Consider the following 15,629-nt stretch of genomic DNA (forward strand, 5'->3'; position numbering starts at 1 on the left):
TGTTAACAAATTTATCGGGCTTGCAAAACCAAGCGAGCCACTAGGGCTCGCTCATAACTCCTTATCTGAACAACACTTCTTCGCGATTAAACCAGTAGGTACAAAAGGCCAGTAAGGCACCGGCAAGTACCACTGTGGCGACAAATATCAAACCGACCAGGCCCATATCTACGGTACCTTTAATGATTTCCTTAATCGCCAAACAAATATTAGTGATGGGGATCAAGGCGGTTTTCGTGTTTAACTCCATGTTCGGCATAATGGCGACGATGATGGGAATAAACACTAAAAACGACAAGGGCGACATATAGTTTTGCGCCTCTTTAAAGCTGCGCGCATAGATGGAGATGGTCAGTGCCAACGAGCCAAAAATAGCGGCAACAGGAATAAGCAGCAATAGAATAAGCAACAGATCCGATACCATAACGCTGCCAAAGGCTTCTTTAAGCATACCCAGCTCGATAAATTGCCCAGCCAAAGTTAACCAAAGGCCAAAACTGAGCACGGTTACCATGGCACTGGTGATACCACTGCAAAACACAGTTAAGAACTTACCCAGTACCACTTGGGTACGCGACAAGGGCGTTAGTAGCAGGGTTTCCAGCGTCCCGCGCTCTTTTTCGCCTGCGCCAAGATCGATCGCCGGATACATGGCGCCAGTCAATACCAGGGGTAAAAGCAGGTAAGGAATATAGGCACCTATTTTCTCACCAAGGTTTTCCCGTTGATCTGCGGTGTTCACCTTGGTTAGCTCAATGGGCTGAAGCAGAGCTTTTTGCGCCTCAATATCAACTCCGAGGGCCACCAGTTTGGCACTTTGCAGCTGTTTGGCGTATTTGTCGGCCACCGCTTTAAGGTTGGTAAATAAGAAATTAATAGTCTGGGCATCATTAAAGATCACCTGCCAGTTACTTTGCTCGCCTTTATCTAATGCGCTTTGAGCATCGGCGGGAATATAAATACCTACATCTATATCACCGGCTTCTACGGCTGCTTTTAAGTCGTCCACACTGGCATAAGTATGTTCTTCTTCGAGTGATTTAAAGCTCTTGTGAAAAAATACTTCCTTGGCAAAGGGTTCAGCGTATTGCGCATTAACTATGGCGTAAGTGTGTACCTTTTGCTCCGCTTCCAAGGCCGCCTTAGAGGCCAAAAAGCCGATTAGTGCAAAAATAATTGGGAAGATCAAAAGCGGCAGAGCAACAACAAACATCAGGGTTTTTCTGTCACGTAACAGCTCTTTTATTTCCTTTAAAAATACTTCAAACATGACGATGTTCCTCAAGAATATTCATAAACGCCTGGTTTAGCTCTTCACTGCGCCCTTGTTGTTTAAAGGCATCCAAGGTGCCATCAAAACAGGTGAGCCCTTGGTCAATCACAGAAACGCGGTCGCACAGCAGCGCTACTTCGTCGAGGTGGTGAGTTGAGAACACAACGGGTGTGCCCTGCTCTTTTAGGCTTTTAATAAAATTGATCACCGTTTGTGTGGTCATAATGTCCAGGCCCGTGGTCGGCTCATCCAGGATCACCACCTTAGGTCTGTGCACCACGGCACGGGCAATATTGGTTTTTTGCTTCATGCCAGTGGAAAGATTGTCGGCGCGCTTATCCAAAAAGCTATGCATGTCGAGCAGGGTGAACAGCTCATCGCAGCGCTGCTTAAGCTCGGCCCCTTTCATGCCATGCAATTTGGCAAAATATTCGACATTTTCTTTGGCGGTCAAGCGACCATAAAGCCCGGTTGAGCCGGATAAAAAGCCGATTGCCTTACGCCCGGCCAGCGGCTTTTTCACCAAGTCCACACCGCCTACCTCTATGCTGCCTTCATCCGGTTTCAGGGCTGTTGAGAGCATCCGCAAGGTGGTGGTTTTACCGGCGCCATTAGGCCCAAGCAGGCCCAAGACTTCACCCTGTTCACAATGAAAATGCACATCACGGACGGAGTGGAAGTAGTCTTTTTCTTCACGCGGGTCTTGCTGCGCCTCGGCGATCCCTTTTTTATGATCCTTGGTGAGCTTGAACTTCTTCTTAAGCCCGTTCACGCTTATCATTTGTTATTCTTCCTTCGTTTTGGCCTAAAGTAGTCGGTATTGACATAAAAATCGGCGTTATTATTGTCTTCATACCAATGCGGCACTCCCAGTAATGGCAGTGGCGACATGGCTGAATTATCCGCCAATACCCTATCTATCGCTATCATCTCATAGAGGCGCTCATCTAGGTAGTTGTATTGGCTCACTAAATCTTTACAAAATATATCAGGACTCACAGGCACAAACAGGGCTTTGCCGGTTAAGCCAATAAAAGGCTGGGTCAGCATTTCATAGTTCGCATGGCCAAAGGTGTAAACACGAATTTCGCTCTGCCACTGCTCACGGCGCGTCACGAACACCTCATGCCATTGGTGCTCGCGAAATGCCTCTATCCAACTTGTGTCCGTCACCGCTAAAATCACCGCGCATTCGTCGAACAGCGTCAGGGCATTGCGCATCTTGCTGCGCTGGGTGCCCTGCTGCGCCGCCATTTCGTCTATATGTAAGCGATTCAACAAGGCCTTGGTTTTAGGAAACAAGTGCCACATAAAGGCACCAAAAAGATCGTGCCAGTTATGCTGGCGCGTTGGCACCTTGCCGGTTTCATAAATAAATGACTCGTAATAACGGCCATCCTGTTCAAACTCAGCGTTATCAATAAACTGCAGCGGTTGGTTATTCGCATTAATAATTGTGTGGCGATTTAGCTCGTCCAAAGTCGGCCAATCCTTGTATTGGTCGAGGGCAAAAAGCGTATTTAAATGGGCAAAAGCGCCGCTTTGCAAACAAGTGGTTTGCCAGTGTTCAAAAGGGGTAAAACGTTTCATTACTGCAATTGGTAAGCGTAAATTTTGCGTAGTTTAGCGCAAAAACTGGTTTAATTTTACCGCTATCCTTATACTGGCTTGGTCTTATAGCAATGAAACCAATAATTATGAAACGCTATTTTCCTTTGACTCTAGTCAGCGCGGCTATTCTTGCCGGCTGTGCGAGCACACAGATCAGCAACCAGGATGTTATGGCTGGTTGGAACAGTATTAATGCCGAGCAATTGGCCACGCATGTCAAAACTCTAGCCTCAGATGAATTCGGTGGCCGTGCCCCTTCTTCTAAAGGAGAAGAGCTCACCTTGGCGTATTTAACCGAGCAATTTAAAGCTCTGGGTTATCAGCCGGGTAATGGCGACAGCTTTTTACAACAAGTGCCTTTGGTCTCTATCGAGGCCGACGCCAATATGGCCCTGAGCATAGGTGGCAAAGACTACCAATACAAAAAAGACATGGTGATGGGCACCAGCCGTATCAGTGCCAAAGAAAGCATTAAAGACTCGGAGCTAGTGTTTGTTGGCTATGGTGTGAATGCCCCAGAATACAAGTGGAACGACTACGAAGGCCTGGATGTAAAAGGCAAAACCGTGGTTATGCTGGTGAATGACCCAGGCTTTGCCACCAAGAATCCTGAGCTTTTTACCGGCGATGCCATGACCTACTACGGCCGCTGGACTTACAAGTTTGAAGAAGCCAGCCGTCAAGGTGCTGCTGGGGCCATCATAGTGCATGAAACCGCACCGGCTTCTTACCCTTGGTCTGTGGTTGAGAACTCTTGGAGTGGCCCACAGTTTGGCTTCCAAAAAGACAACAACAATATGGACCGCGTTGCCGTTGAAGGCTGGGTTACTGTAGATGTGGCCAAGGAGCTATTCACCAAGGCCGGTCTTGATTTCGAGCAGGCTAAGCAACGTGCTGCCGAAGGCGCCTACCATGTAGATATGGGCGATTTGACTGCCAGCGTTGAGGTAAACAGCGAAATCAAAAAGTCGGTGTCCTACAACTTTATCGCCACCTTGCCGGGCAGTAAAAAGCCGAATGAGCACATTATCTACTCGGCGCACTGGGATCACCTGGGTACGGATAAAAACCGTAAAGGCGACCAGATTTATAACGGTGCCCACGACAATGCCACCGGCACAGGCGGCATGATTGAAGTGGCCGAAGCCTTTACCAAGTTGCCAAGTCACCCTGATCGCTCCATCACCTTCTTGGCGGTCACCGCCGAAGAGCAAGGCCTGCTGGGCGCTAAATACTATGCCGCGAACCCAATTATTGCCACAGACAAAACCGTGGCCAATATCAATATGGACAGCTTAAACCTGCTAGGCAAGGTAAAAGATGTTAGTGTCGTTGGCATGGGTAAATCTGAGCTCGACGATATGCTAGGTGAGGCGGCAAAAATGCAGGAGCGCACCATTTCCGGCGATCCTAAGCCAAGCTCGGGTGGTTACTACCGCTCGGATCACTTCGCTTTTGCCAACATGGGTGTACCTGCCATGTACGCTGGCGGCGGCAGTGAAGCCCGCGACGAAGAAACCGCTCAATACCGTAAACGTATGAGCTTGGTACTGCGTGGTTGTTATCACCAGCCTTGCGACCGTTACCGCGATGAGTGGGATCTGTCCGGCGCAGTACAAGACCTGCAATTGTTCTATAAGGTGGGTTTTGATATCTCACAACAAGAGCAATGGCCAAAATGGTATGCCAATTCAGAGTTCCAGCGCACCAAATAGGTGTGCTGAGATACCAAAGACATAAAAAAGCCGGTTTTAAAACCGGCTTTTTTATTGCTTGCTCAGCTTAGATAGCAGCGCCTTCTAAACCAGCATCTTTTGGATTTGGACCGTGGTCGTTGTCACCGTCTTGGCTATCTTGTACGAAGAAGATAAGAAGTACGATAAAACCGATAATTGGTAGAAAGTAAAGTAACTGCCACCAACCAGAACGGCCAGTATCGTGTAGACGACGAGCACCGATTGCCAAGCTTGGGATCAATAACGCAAGCGAGAAAATCATACCTAAGAACGCGGTACCTAATACGCTATCAATCACTGTCACAACGATAGAGAAAATAAGGTAGAAAAGGATAAACATCCAATAACCTTTACGGCGAGTACGGCCAGAAAAATCAGCGTATCGCTTAAGCGCATCCATAAAATATTCCATAGCAGATCCTATATATTATTGTTAATTCCAATGTGCGAATTAGTTTCTAGCTCGCATATTTGCCTAAAGAACAGAGGCTTATGGAATGATAATTCAATCTTGGCATAAAAAAAACCAGCATACGCTGGTTTTTCATAACAGGAACAACTGGTTAGACCAGATTTAGCTCATGGCCATCAACATTTTTGTCGGTTGCTCTAGGTAGTCTTTCCACAAATTGTTGAAACGGGCAATGGTGCCACCATCGATAACGCGGTGGTCGCCAGACCAGCTTACCTGCATAATGGCACGGGCTTCAACTTCGCCCTTGGCATTAAAGCGCGGCAAATGCTGCAATTTACCCAGGGCAACTATGGCCACCTCAGGCTTGTTGATAATAGGCGTTGCCGTAGTACCGCCGATGGCGCCGATATTCGAAATCGAAATAGTGCCAGACTTAAGATCCGCTGGCGCCACACGACCTTCACGGGCGCTTTCCGTTAGACGCGTTACTTCGTTAGCCACATCAACAATAGACTTGTTCTGTACCTGCTTCACGTTTGGTACCAAGAGACCCAATTTAGAGTCAACGGCCATACCTATGTTGTGATCGTCAAAATACGTTAATTCGGTGCAATCATCATTCACCTGGGCATTAAGTATCGGGAATTCCTTCATCGCCAATGACAGTGCCTTGATGAAGAATGGCATCATGGTGAGTTTCACACCTTGTTGCTTATACTCTTCTTTTAGGCCACCGCGCAGGGCGATCAAATCGGTCAAATCGATTTCATCACTGTAGGTGAAATGCGGAATAGTCGACACCGAGCGCACCATCTGCTTGGCCATCGCCGCCTTCATGCCCTTAATAGGCTCGACGCGAGTACCACCGCTTGCCGCAGCTGCAGGCGCTGCACTTGTGCTCGTTGCTTGCTCTGCTGGTTTAGCGGATGCACTGCCAGCGATAAAGCGTTCGATATCTTCTTTAAATACGCGACCATTTTTGCCTGAGCCAGGAACCGTGCTGATATCTACATCCAGTTCACGGGCACGACGACGCACCGCAGGTGAAGCCAGAGCTTTTCCTTGGGCTACAGGTTCGCTTGATGGTTTATCGGCATTAGCTGTTTGTGCTGGTGCGGCTGCTTGAACAGCGGGAGCCGCATCTGTGCTTGCGGCATTCGCTGATGAACCGGCGATTTCCATCTGGAATAATGGGCTGTGCACCTTGGCAATATCACCTTTTTGGTAATACAACTTCATCACCTTGCCATCGTACTTGGCAGGGATCTGTACCAGGGCCTTATCTGTCATTACGTCACAAACGGGCTGATCTTCTTTGATCTCATCACCTTCGCTGATAAGCCACTCAACCACTTCACACTCAACGATACCTTCACCGATATCCGGGAGGATAAAGTCTTCAAGGGCGCTACCTTGAGAAGCACTTTGAGCCGCAGGTGCTGCTTCAGTCGCTTGTTGGGCAACCGGGGTTGCAGCTGCACTTGTTTCCTCACCGGCCACATTCATGGCAAACAAAGGAGCATGCACCTTGGCGATATCGCCTTTGCCATAGTAAAGCTCGGTGATCACGCCATCGTGTACCGCAGGGATCTGAACCAGCGCCTTGTCCGTCATTACGTCACAAATTGGCTGGTCTTCTTTAACCACATCGCCCACGGCAACAAGCCATTCAACCACTTCACACTCGACGATACCTTCGCCAATATCTGGTAGGATAAAATCTTTAGCCATGTCAGCCCCTTAAAACTCAACCGCGTTTTTAATCGCCTCGAATACCTTTAAGGCATCTGGGATATATTCTTTTTCTAATGCCAAGGGATACGGAGTATCAAGACCGCATACACGGGCAATCGGCGACTCCAGGTGCAAGAAACACTCTTGCTGTATGGTGGCAACAATCTCGGCACCAAAACCATTGGTGATAGGCGCTTCGTGACTGACCACCAAACGGCCGGTCTTCTTCACCGAGTTGGCTACAGTTTCGACATCCCAAGGCAAGATGCTGCGAAGGTCAATCAGCTCAACGCTAATGCCCTGCTCTTTGGCTTTCTCGGCGGCAACACTGATGATTTCCATCTGTGCACCCCAGGCCAGCACGGTTACGTCTTTACCTTCTTGCACAACCTCGGCCTTGCCAAGTTCGATGCTGTAATCCTCTTCAGGTACTTCACCCACTGAAGCGCGGTATAGGCGCTTAGGCTCAAAGAAGATCACTGGGTTATCGTCTTTAATGGCTGCACGCAGCAGGCCTTTAGCCTGATACGGGTCGCGTGGTACAACGATTTTCAGACCCGGAGTATGGGCAAAATAGGCTTCAGGTGATTGCGAGTGATACAAACCACCGGCAATACCACCGCCGTACGGAGTGCGTATGGTCAGGTTGCCCACATTAAATTCATTACCACTGCGGTAGCGGAACTTGGCCGACTCGTTAACGATTTGGTCAAAGGCCGGGAAGATATAATCGGCAAATTGAATTTCGGCAATGGCCGGCGCACCGAAAGCGGCCAGACCATTAGCAAAACCGGCAATACCCTGCTCGGTTAACGGTGTATTGAAAACACGGTGCTTACCGTATTTTTCCTGCAGGCCAGAAGTGGCGCGGAACACACCGCCGAAATAACCCACGTCTTCACCAAAAATACAGGCATGGTCATTCTCGGCCATGGTGATATCCAGGGCTGAGTTAATGGCATGGAGCATATTCATTGTTTTCATTATTTGATTCTCCCTGCTGTGATTGGGTAAGCGTCCGGGTATTTCTTAATATGAGATTTTAATTGCTCATATTGCGCCTGCAGGCTTGGAATTGGCGTGTCATAGACATCGCTGATCAAATCTTCAAGCGGTGGCTTAGCTACTTTCTCTGCAACCTTTAGGGCATCAAGAATCTGCTCACGTACCTGCTCTTTCACCTGCTCGTCTTCTTGCTCGTTTAACCAACCTTGAGCCACAAGCCAGGTACGGAAACGGGCAACCGGACAATTTTCGCGGTAGCTTGCTTCTTCATCTTTTGAGCGGTAACCACTTGGGTCATCCGACGTTGAGTGCGCACCCAAACGATACGCCAAAGACTCGATAAGCACAGGCTCACCGGTTTTAGTGGCGTGATCGCGCGCCGCTTTAGTCGCTGCGTATACGGCAAGGGCGTCACCACCGTCAACACGAATGGTTTTAATGCCATAACCCACACCGCGCGAGGCAATACCGTCACCGGCAAACTGCTCTTCTGCAGGCGTAGAAATCGCATAGCCATTATTACGGGCGAAGAAGATCACCGGCGCTTTATGCACCGCCGCCATATTCAAACCAGCGTGGAAGTCGCCTTCTGAGGCCGCACCTTCACCGAAGTAACAAATGGTGATGTTGTCAATTTCGCTATCAAGCTCGCCAGTTTGCTTGTTGATATGCTTAATTTTTTGACCGTAAGCATAACCGCTCGCTTGCGGAATTTGTGTGCCCAGCGGCGAAGAGATGGTCATATAGTTCAGTTCATTTGAACCATAGTGGATAGGCATTTGACGGCCCTTACCCAGGTCCAGCTCGTTAGAGAACATCTGGTTCATAAACTGTTCTAGGGTAAAACCACGGTAGCGCAGCGCCGCTTGCTCGCGGTATTGCGCCATGATCATGTCGTTATCATCCAAAGCCGCAGCACTGGCGGTAACGGCTGCTTCTTCACCTAGACATTGCATATAGAAGCTCACACGACCTTGACGTTGTGCCGCTTGCATACGCTCATCCAGGGCGCGGATAAAACGCATGGTGTCGTAAATTTTAAGTGCCGTATCTTGATCGATTTCAGGCAAAGTAGCGCCTTCGCTTAGGACACCTTGCTCATTAAGGACACGGTAAGTAGGTATATTAAGCGCGTGGCTGTCAATGAACGCGAGTTCGTGACTGATATTCAACGAAACGTTATTGGGGTTAGTCATAACCTTCCCTTCTCTTGTTGTCATGTCACTAGGCACAGGTTTGTTATTGTGACTTCTGCGTGGGCGTCAAATTGAAATAAACAATTCAACCGCAGTGAATATGCAGAATAATATTTCTACACATGGTGCCTAGTTTAAATTATGCTGCCGCCACTTTACGTCAACGTAAAGGCTTATTCAACTAATCATAGTCGAATAATTGCATCATTCATAACCTAGGGTTGGCAAGTTCGGTGTACGCCTCATAACATACTGAAATAGTTAGATATTATGAGGCGAAGTGGTCAGATCAGATGAATTCATCAGACAATTCGGTGGGGATAACGGTCAGTAATGCACGCTGCCCTAGCGCCACCTTGGCGTTAGGGAAAATAATGGCTTCACCCTCAACTTCGGCGCGTATTTCTTCACCACCGTCGTGGCCAAGTAACTCACCTTTAGCAAAGCCGGTGAAATTAGGCACATCGTCAGAAAAGGTGAAGGAGAAGTCTTCATGGTGGCGATTAATGGTGCGATACACGGAGAATAGCTCAACGTCTTGTGCACGCAGTGGCGGGTAGCTCACCTCATTTTGGCTGATCAAGTTCGCCAAGGTCACCTTGGTCTTTTCAAAGCGGGCCATATCGTTTTCACCGAATGGGCGCACTTTACCTAATTCTATGGTAAAGGCATCAGCACCAAAGTGGCGCGATGAGAAATAGCTAAAGGTAGAGGCTGGCTCGGCCATCAGCAATACGGTTTGCACGCCACAGCTTAATAAGAACTGCAGCTGTTCGCGTTTGTGCGGTTTGCCGTGTAGAAACGGGTAAACGGCAAACTTTTCATTTTTTGAGTCGCGAATAGCTGTGTGCAGATCATAATGGGCGCGATAACGGCCCTCGCCTGGGGCAGTAAAAAACCCTTCCACATATTCTTCAAGCTTTTTCGCCCGCTCACGCTCTGGGTTGGTTACCTCGCCAACACTGTGTTTGCCGCAAAACAGGCGGTTAAGGTTTTCATCAACAAAGCGCTCGCCAATATTAATGGACTTGGGATTGCCGAAAATAAACATTACGCGATGAGTTAATTCCAGGGTGCCGGCAATAATGGCGCGGATCAGCTGATCGCAGATTTCAATGGGTGCAGTTTCGTTGCCGTGCACGGCGCTGGAGAAGATAAAATCCTTGTGGCCGTAATTCTTCGGCTCGAATTGGATCACTCCAGTGTCAAGGACCTTTACCTGGGTGCCATTATCAAGAGTGAACTGCTCTGGCGCCAAAGTGAACTCATTCTCTCGGGTAATGCCAAGGAAGTCGCCACTTTGCTGAAGACGTTGTAAATACATAATACACCTTCTCAATGTGCTGCCACCGTGTGGTGGCAAAGTTTAGATAGCAAAAAGCCAGTCAAACGACTGGCTTTATATAAAAATTGGGATTAAGCGATACTGGCGTTAACCAGCTCAACGGCGGCTTGTTCTAATTGCGCCAAATGCTGCTCGCCCTTAAAGGATTCAAAGTAGATTTTATAGATATCTTCTGTGCCTGAAGGGCGCGCCGCAAACCAACCGTTTTCAGTGACCACCTTAAGGCCACCGATGGCGGCATGATTGCCTGGCGCTTCGGTCAACTTAGCTATAATAAGTTCGCCTGCCAACTCGGTGGCCTTGATATCATCACCACTAAGCGCTTTAAGTTTTTGTTTTTGCTCTGCATTTGCTGGAGCATCAATGCGTTTGTAAAGCGGCTCACCAAACTTGGCGACCAAGTCGCGATAATACTGTGACGGTGATTTACCCGTTACCGCCAAAATCTCTGCGGCCAATAAGCCCATAATAAAGCCGTCTTTATCCGTGCACCACACCGAGCCGTCGATGCGTAAAAACGCCGCACCGGCACTTTCTTCACCGCCAAAACACAAGGCGCTGCTGTGCAGACCATCAACAAACCATTTCATACCTACCGGCACTTCAACCAGCTCTTTACCATGACTGGCCACCACCTTGTCGATTATGGCACTTGATACCAAGGTTTTACCCACTTTAACGTCTGCCGGCCAGTCACGGTGCGTGAGCAAGTAGTCGATGGCCACAGCCAGGAAGTGGTTAGGGTTCATCAGACCGTCTTTGGTCACTATGCCGTGACGGTCATAGTCCGGATCGTTGCCTATGCCTATATCGAATTTATCTTTAAGGCCGATAAGATTGGTCATGGCGTAAGGTGACGAGCAATCCATACGGATTTTGCCGTCTTTATCTTGCGGCATAAAGGCAAAACGCGGGTCAACTACATCATTCACTACACTCAGGTTCAAGCCATAGTGCTTAGCGATTAGCGGCCAGTAATTGATACCCGAGCCACCCAGCGGGTCAATGCCTAAGCTGATGCCAGATTTGGCGATAGCCTGCATATCCACGACGTTAACAAGGTCTTCCACATACGGGGTTTGCAGGTCCACATACTTGATAAAACCGGAGCGCACCGCCTTTACATAAGGAAACAGCTCGACTTCGACCAAATCTTCCCTCAGCAGTTGATTCGCTCTGTCTTCAATCCATTTGGTGATATCTGTGTCCGCCGGGCCGCCGTTAGGTGGGTTGTATTTAAAGCCACCATCCTCTGGTGGATTGTGCGACGGCGTCACCACTATGCCATCGGCCAACTCGCCTGGGTGCGCCTTATTATAACTAACCACGGCGTGGCTTATCACAGGCGTTGGCGTGTAGTCTTCCCCTTCCTGGGTAATGATCTGCACTTCATTGGCAACCAAGACCTCAATGGCGGAATTAAAGGCCGCCTCAGACAAAGCATGGGTGTCTTTGCCCAGAAACAAGGGACCAAAAATATTATTTTGCTTGCGGTAATCACAAATCGCCTGGGTAATGGCAAGAATATGCGATTCATTAAACTGGGTATTCAAGGAGCAGCCACGATGGCCCGAGGTGCCAAATGCCACACGCTGTTCGGGGTTTTCCTCAACATCCGGTTCATGCAGATAATATGCGCTCATCAGTTTGGGCACATTAATTAGCTCTGACTGAGGAGCGGTTTTTCCAGCGTTTGGGTGAACGGCCATACTTGGTTCCTTATAAATAGTCGCGAATGATTTCAGCTTGTTCTTGGCTATAACCTAGTTCCAGGGCCACCTCGTGCAGCATCATTTTTTTGCGCGTGGTGTTGGAGTTGGTCATGACCCAATAAGGGCTGTCGTCTATATTCTTTGGATTTAGGCTGCTGCCGCTGGCTTGGAGTTCTTCTTTACTGGTCGCAAAGTAGCGACGATCACGACCTTGAACATTTAAGACACGCTCAAAGGTGTTCTTATGCGTGCGATGAAATGCCGCCAGAATAAATAAGAAGCGACCCACTACGCCTTTTTGCATCGCCAGCTCTTCTTTATTAAGAATATCGAATACCGAGCCCTGCTCACTGGCCTGGGCTTTTGCTGGTGCATTCACTGCGGCTGTTTCGGTTGTTGCTACAGCTGGCTTATCGGCCGGGGGATTCGTGGTTGCGGGCGCTGGGACCGAGTCGGCACCGGCATTGTGCAGATTCAATAAACGACGCAAAATAGTGGAGGCACTCTCGCCAATACTTTGGGTGTTACTGGCGATATATTGATATAGCTCGTCGTCTATTTCTATTTTTTTCATGATATTCCTGTCATTACTGCCGTGTCTTTCACGCATGGCAGAATTATACCCAAGTTAAGTGAATAAGCTAGGGCATACAGATCATCATATCGGCATTAACATGCCTGTTGAATAACCATCAAGGTTGCAAAAAGGCCCTTAGCTCGGGCACAATTCCTGCGTTTTTCTAAACCCAAATTGGCATATCTATGTTACTTAATTATGAACAAAGCGGATTAAGTGCCACACAGGCACCGAGCGTTATCGTTATCCATGGCTTGTTTGGCTCACTCGACAATTTAAAGGTGGTTGCCCGGGCGCTGGCCGAACACTTTCATGTGGTTAATGTGGATGTGCGTAACCATGGTCGTTCATTTCACAGCGAACAGATGAATTATCCGGCCATGGCCGATGACATTATCGCCTTGCTTACACACTTGGGCATTGAAAAGGCGCATTTGGTTGGCCACTCCATGGGCGGTAAAATCGCCATGCAGGTGGCGCTCACTAAACCCGAATGCGTTGATAAGCTTGTGGTTTTAGACATTGCCCCGGTTGCCTATCACTCCCGTCATGACGCCATTTTTAAGGCCCTGCATACGGTAGCACAGAGCTCCGTACACTCGCGCGGTGAAGCCGATGCGCTTATGAGTGAGCATATAGAGGCCATGGGCGTGCGCCAGTTTTTGGCCAAGAGTTTAAGTAAAACAGACGCCGGGACGCTGAACTGGCAATTTAACCTGCCAGTTTTGAGTGCAGAATATCCACAAATCCTCGGCGCTCCAGTTGCAAATGATTCTTGTTTGTGCGATACACTCTTTATCAAGGGCGGTGACTCGGATTATATCGAAGCCGCGCACCGCGATGAGATTATGCGCTTGTTTCCCAAGGCCAAGGCTAAGGTGATTCAAGGTGCCGGGCACTGGCTGCACGCGGAAAAACCGGTGGCGGTTAATAAGTCCATAGTTGATTTTTTAACTCGTTAATCCATATCAATAAATTAAAGTGTTAAAGGCACTATACTGATGTGAGTCGAAACGCGCATTATGCCTAAATTATTCATTTTTTATGTGCTACAATGCGCGCCGTTTTCCAAATAGGTAGCAGTAAATGGTCGACCAATTTATAAATGGACTAGATACCCTTGGGTTATATTTTGGCCTTGCTGGCATCTTCTTCTTTATCGGCATGGCTATTCAAGACGTTTTGAAAAAAGGCAATGTGCCTAAATTTGGCCGCTACATAGTATGGCTTGTATTATTTTTAGGCTGTTCCGGCTTTATCGCTAAGGGCCTGATCCAGGTGTTTTGGCAAGGAGCAGGTTTGGGTTAACCATGGCCAAGTCAGAGCAAGATAGAACGACACTCGATTTATTCGAGTATGAGCGACGTCCGGGTCGTCCGAAAACAAACCCGCTCCCTCGGGAGTTACAGTTAAAAGTAAATAAGCGAAATCAGCTTAAGCGCGATAAAGCGCGAGGCTTAAAACGCGTCGAATTTAAAGTTTCATCACAGCTGTATCAAGCACTAAACGATATGGCGGATGCGCAAAATATTAGCCGCAGTGCGTTGATTGAAACCATTTTGCAAGAACGATTGGCTATAGATACATAAAAGGTTATTTATTCATGGCAAGTGTAGGTATATTTTTTGGAAGCGACACGGGTAACACTGAACACGTAGCAAAAATGATCCAAAAAGAGCTCGGCAAGAAATTGGTGGCCGTGCACGATATCGCAAAAAGTAGTAAAGAAGAGATCGCAGAGTTTGACCTGCTGCTATTTGGTATCCCTACTTGGTACTATGGTGAAGCTCAGTGTGACTGGGATGACTTTTTCCCTGAACTAGAAGCCATCGACTTTGAAGGTAAACTTTGCGCCATCTTCGGTTGTGGTGACCAGGAAGACTATGCCGAGTACTTCCTTGACGCCATGGGCATGATCAACGACATCATCACCGAGCGTGGTGCCATCGTTGTGGGTCACTGGCCTACCGAAGGTTACGACTTCGAAGCCTCAAAGGGCATGATTGATGACAACCACTTTGTTGGCCTGGGTATCGACGAAGACCGCCAACCTGAGCTTACAGAGCAACGTGTGAAGCAGTGGTGCGCACAAATTCATGAAGAAATGTGCCTAGCCGAATTAGCAGACTAAGTCTTTGCTGGGCAAGTTTAACTTGGCTTTACACTTGCCCTCGAAGCACGTTATTGTTAATTTTTAAAATGCGTCGCGCGCGTCAGGGCAAAGCCTGCCTTAGGTGCACAAAAAATCATAATTGAGAACAAGTTAAATGACTGATCATAACCTAGAGCTCAAAAAAGCTGGCCTCAAGGTCACTTTGCCACGGATAAAAATCCTGGAGATCCTTCAAAGCCCTGATAACCAACATATCAGCGCCGAAGACGTCTATAAAATCCTGCTTGATAACAGTGAAGAAATCGGTCTGGCAACTGTGTATCGCGTATTAAACCAGTTTGACGATGCCGGTATCGTTACCCGCCACCACTTCGAAGGCGGCAAATCGGTATTCGAACTTGCAGGCTCGACCCACCACGACCACCTGGTGTGCTTGAAATGTGGCCGCGTAATCGAATTCGAAGACGAGATGATCGAACAGCGTCAGCTTGAAATTGCCGACAGCAATGGCATTAAATTAACCAACCACTCACTTTACCTGTATGGCGAATGTGTGGACACGGATGCCTGCAAGCAATACGCATTAGAAAACGGCTAAACGCCCTTTTCACTGAAATTAAGCCTGCCTCGCGCAGGCTTTTTTACGCCTGCTTGAAAAGAACATGGACATCCATTTTAAGAAAAGAAAATAGACACCCACTTTAAAATTGCGGACACCCACTTTAAAATTGCGGACACCCACTTTAAAGAAAAGAAAATAGACACCCACTTTAAAATTGCGGACACCCACTTTAAAATTGCGGACACCCACTTTAAAAATTAAGTTTTGGACGCGAGCTCTGGGTTTTATATTGCATCTCTCTCGATGCGAGCGTTTTTTCAACGATTTTCCTTTGGTTTTTATTGTTTTCG

17 protein-coding genes are annotated in these 15,629 nt (G+C 48.1%); 6 read left to right on the forward strand and 11 right to left on the reverse strand.

All coding sequences use genetic code 11. From position 1 onward, the window contains the following. Nucleotides 1-61: 61 nt before the first annotated feature. From WCN91_RS07420 to WCN91_RS07430, 3 genes are read right to left on the reverse strand one after another with little or no spacing between them, the layout of a single operon-like run. Nucleotides 62-1,270, reverse strand: a complete 1,209-nt coding sequence (locus tag WCN91_RS07420) for an ABC transporter permease (RefSeq protein WP_342677757.1) — start codon at nt 1,268-1,270, stop codon at nt 62-64. Further along, a complete protein-coding gene (locus tag WCN91_RS07425) occupies nt 1,263-2,054 on the reverse strand; it encodes an ABC transporter ATP-binding protein (RefSeq protein WP_342677758.1) in 792 nt (263 codons plus the stop codon). Before WCN91_RS07425 ends, WCN91_RS07420 begins: the two co-directional genes overlap by 8 nt. Continuing rightward, nucleotides 2,051-2,863 (reverse strand): DUF3025 domain-containing protein, encoded by an 813-nt coding sequence (locus WCN91_RS07430; RefSeq protein ID WP_342677760.1) that lies wholly within the window; start codon nt 2,861-2,863, stop codon nt 2,051-2,053. The genes WCN91_RS07425 and WCN91_RS07430 overlap by 4 nt, the downstream gene beginning before the upstream one ends. A gap of 107 nt (nt 2,864-2,970) precedes the next feature. On the opposite strand from WCN91_RS07430, the gene WCN91_RS07435 reads away from it, so the two are divergent. Further along, nucleotides 2,971-4,599: a M28 family metallopeptidase gene (locus WCN91_RS07435; RefSeq protein ID WP_342677761.1), complete on the forward strand. Its 1,629-nt coding sequence runs from the start codon at nt 2,971-2,973 to the stop codon at nt 4,597-4,599. Nucleotides 4,600-4,666: 67 nt separating this feature from the next. On the opposite strand, the gene WCN91_RS07440 is transcribed toward WCN91_RS07435, so the two are convergent. From WCN91_RS07440 to seqA, 7 genes are all read right to left on the reverse strand, one after another. Continuing rightward, complete coding sequence (locus WCN91_RS07440; protein WP_342677763.1) at nt 4,667-5,032, reverse strand: DUF805 domain-containing protein; 366 nt, start codon at nt 5,030-5,032, stop codon at nt 4,667-4,669. A gap of 162 nt (nt 5,033-5,194) precedes the next feature. Beyond that, entirely contained in the window at nt 5,195-6,766 is a 1,572-nt protein-coding gene (locus tag WCN91_RS07445; RefSeq protein ID WP_342677765.1) for a dihydrolipoyllysine-residue acetyltransferase, read from the reverse strand. 9 nt (nt 6,767-6,775) lie between these two features. Continuing rightward, nucleotides 6,776-7,753 carry an alpha-ketoacid dehydrogenase subunit beta gene (locus tag WCN91_RS07450; protein ID WP_342677767.1) on the reverse strand — a complete coding sequence of 326 codons (978 nt, stop codon included), beginning with the start codon at nt 7,751-7,753 and terminating at the stop codon, nt 6,776-6,778. Continuing rightward, entirely contained in the window at nt 7,753-8,970 is a 1,218-nt protein-coding gene (locus WCN91_RS07455; protein WP_342677769.1) for a thiamine pyrophosphate-dependent dehydrogenase E1 component subunit alpha, read from the reverse strand. Before WCN91_RS07455 ends, WCN91_RS07450 begins: the two co-directional genes overlap by 1 nt. A gap of 289 nt (nt 8,971-9,259) precedes the next feature. Next, nucleotides 9,260-10,294, reverse strand: a complete 1,035-nt coding sequence (gene astE, locus WCN91_RS07460; RefSeq protein WP_342677771.1) for a succinylglutamate desuccinylase — start codon at nt 10,292-10,294, stop codon at nt 9,260-9,262. Nucleotides 10,295-10,386: 92 nt separating this feature from the next. Then, a complete protein-coding gene (gene pgm / locus WCN91_RS07465) occupies nt 10,387-12,024 on the reverse strand; it encodes a phosphoglucomutase (alpha-D-glucose-1,6-bisphosphate-dependent) (protein ID WP_342677773.1) in 1,638 nt (545 codons plus the stop codon). Between the two features lie 10 nt (nt 12,025-12,034). Further along, the gene (gene seqA, locus WCN91_RS07470) at nt 12,035-12,601 is read right to left on the reverse strand and encodes a replication initiation negative regulator SeqA (RefSeq protein ID WP_342677775.1); all 567 of its coding nucleotides are present in this window, start codon (nt 12,599-12,601) and stop codon (nt 12,035-12,037) included. Between the two features lie 188 nt (nt 12,602-12,789). On the opposite strand from seqA, the gene WCN91_RS07475 reads away from it, so the two are divergent. The 5 genes from WCN91_RS07475 (at nt 12,790) to fur (ending at nt 15,315) form a co-directional block, all read left to right on the forward strand. Continuing rightward, nucleotides 12,790-13,566 (forward strand): alpha/beta fold hydrolase, encoded by a 777-nt coding sequence (locus tag WCN91_RS07475; protein ID WP_342677777.1) that lies wholly within the window; start codon nt 12,790-12,792, stop codon nt 13,564-13,566. Between the two features lie 124 nt (nt 13,567-13,690). Continuing rightward, a complete protein-coding gene (locus WCN91_RS07480; RefSeq protein ID WP_342677779.1) occupies nt 13,691-13,912 on the forward strand; it encodes a DUF2788 domain-containing protein in 222 nt (73 codons plus the stop codon). A 2-nt stretch (nt 13,913-13,914) separates the two neighbouring features. After that, nucleotides 13,915-14,193, forward strand: coding sequence for a LexA regulated protein (gene ybfE, locus WCN91_RS07485; RefSeq protein WP_105199875.1), 279 nt, complete (start codon nt 13,915-13,917; stop codon nt 14,191-14,193). A 14-nt stretch (nt 14,194-14,207) separates the two neighbouring features. After that, nucleotides 14,208-14,735 (forward strand): flavodoxin FldA, encoded by a 528-nt coding sequence (gene fldA / locus WCN91_RS07490; RefSeq protein WP_342677782.1) that lies wholly within the window; start codon nt 14,208-14,210, stop codon nt 14,733-14,735. A gap of 136 nt (nt 14,736-14,871) precedes the next feature. Next, entirely contained in the window at nt 14,872-15,315 is a 444-nt protein-coding gene (gene fur / locus WCN91_RS07495) for a ferric iron uptake transcriptional regulator (protein ID WP_342677784.1), read from the forward strand. A gap of 18 nt (nt 15,316-15,333) precedes the next feature. Here fur and WCN91_RS07500 read toward each other — a convergent pair whose 3' ends face one another. Further along, nucleotides 15,334-15,600: a hypothetical protein gene (locus WCN91_RS07500; RefSeq protein WP_342677786.1), complete on the reverse strand. Its 267-nt coding sequence runs from the start codon at nt 15,598-15,600 to the stop codon at nt 15,334-15,336. Nucleotides 15,601-15,629 lie beyond the last annotated feature (29 nt).

Source organism: Pseudoalteromonas qingdaonensis, assembly GCF_038739665.1.
Lineage (GTDB): Bacteria > Pseudomonadota > Gammaproteobacteria > Enterobacterales > Alteromonadaceae > Pseudoalteromonas > Pseudoalteromonas qingdaonensis.

Coding starts and splice junctions, on each gene's coding strand:
- pgm (WP_342677773.1), bottom strand. CDS start 12,024: ATGGCCGTTCACCCAAACGCTGGAAAAACCGCTCCTCAGTCAGAGCTA.
- WCN91_RS07425 (WP_342677758.1), bottom strand. CDS start 2,054: ATGATAAGCGTGAACGGGCTTAAGAAGAAGTTCAAGCTCACCAAGGAT.
- WCN91_RS07450 (WP_342677767.1), bottom strand. CDS start 7,753: ATGAAAACAATGAATATGCTCCATGCCATTAACTCAGCCCTGGATATC.
- WCN91_RS07445 (WP_342677765.1), bottom strand. CDS start 6,766: ATGGCTAAAGATTTTATCCTACCAGATATTGGCGAAGGTATCGTCGAG.
- fur (WP_342677784.1), top strand. CDS start 14,872: ATGACTGATCATAACCTAGAGCTCAAAAAAGCTGGCCTCAAGGTCACT.
- WCN91_RS07430 (WP_342677760.1), bottom strand. CDS start 2,863: ATGAAACGTTTTACCCCTTTTGAACACTGGCAAACCACTTGTTTGCAA.
- astE (WP_342677771.1), bottom strand. CDS start 10,294: ATGTATTTACAACGTCTTCAGCAAAGTGGCGACTTCCTTGGCATTACC.
- WCN91_RS07435 (WP_342677761.1), top strand. CDS start 2,971: ATGAAACGCTATTTTCCTTTGACTCTAGTCAGCGCGGCTATTCTTGCC.
- seqA (WP_342677775.1), bottom strand. CDS start 12,601: ATGAAAAAAATAGAAATAGACGACGAGCTATATCAATATATCGCCAGT.
- fldA (WP_342677782.1), top strand. CDS start 14,208: ATGGCAAGTGTAGGTATATTTTTTGGAAGCGACACGGGTAACACTGAA.
- WCN91_RS07475 (WP_342677777.1), top strand. CDS start 12,790: ATGTTACTTAATTATGAACAAAGCGGATTAAGTGCCACACAGGCACCG.
- WCN91_RS07420 (WP_342677757.1), bottom strand. CDS start 1,270: ATGTTTGAAGTATTTTTAAAGGAAATAAAAGAGCTGTTACGTGACAGA.
- WCN91_RS07455 (WP_342677769.1), bottom strand. CDS start 8,970: ATGACTAACCCCAATAACGTTTCGTTGAATATCAGTCACGAACTCGCG.
- ybfE (WP_105199875.1), top strand. CDS start 13,915: ATGGCCAAGTCAGAGCAAGATAGAACGACACTCGATTTATTCGAGTAT.
- WCN91_RS07480 (WP_342677779.1), top strand. CDS start 13,691: ATGGTCGACCAATTTATAAATGGACTAGATACCCTTGGGTTATATTTT.
- WCN91_RS07440 (WP_342677763.1), bottom strand. CDS start 5,032: ATGGAATATTTTATGGATGCGCTTAAGCGATACGCTGATTTTTCTGGC.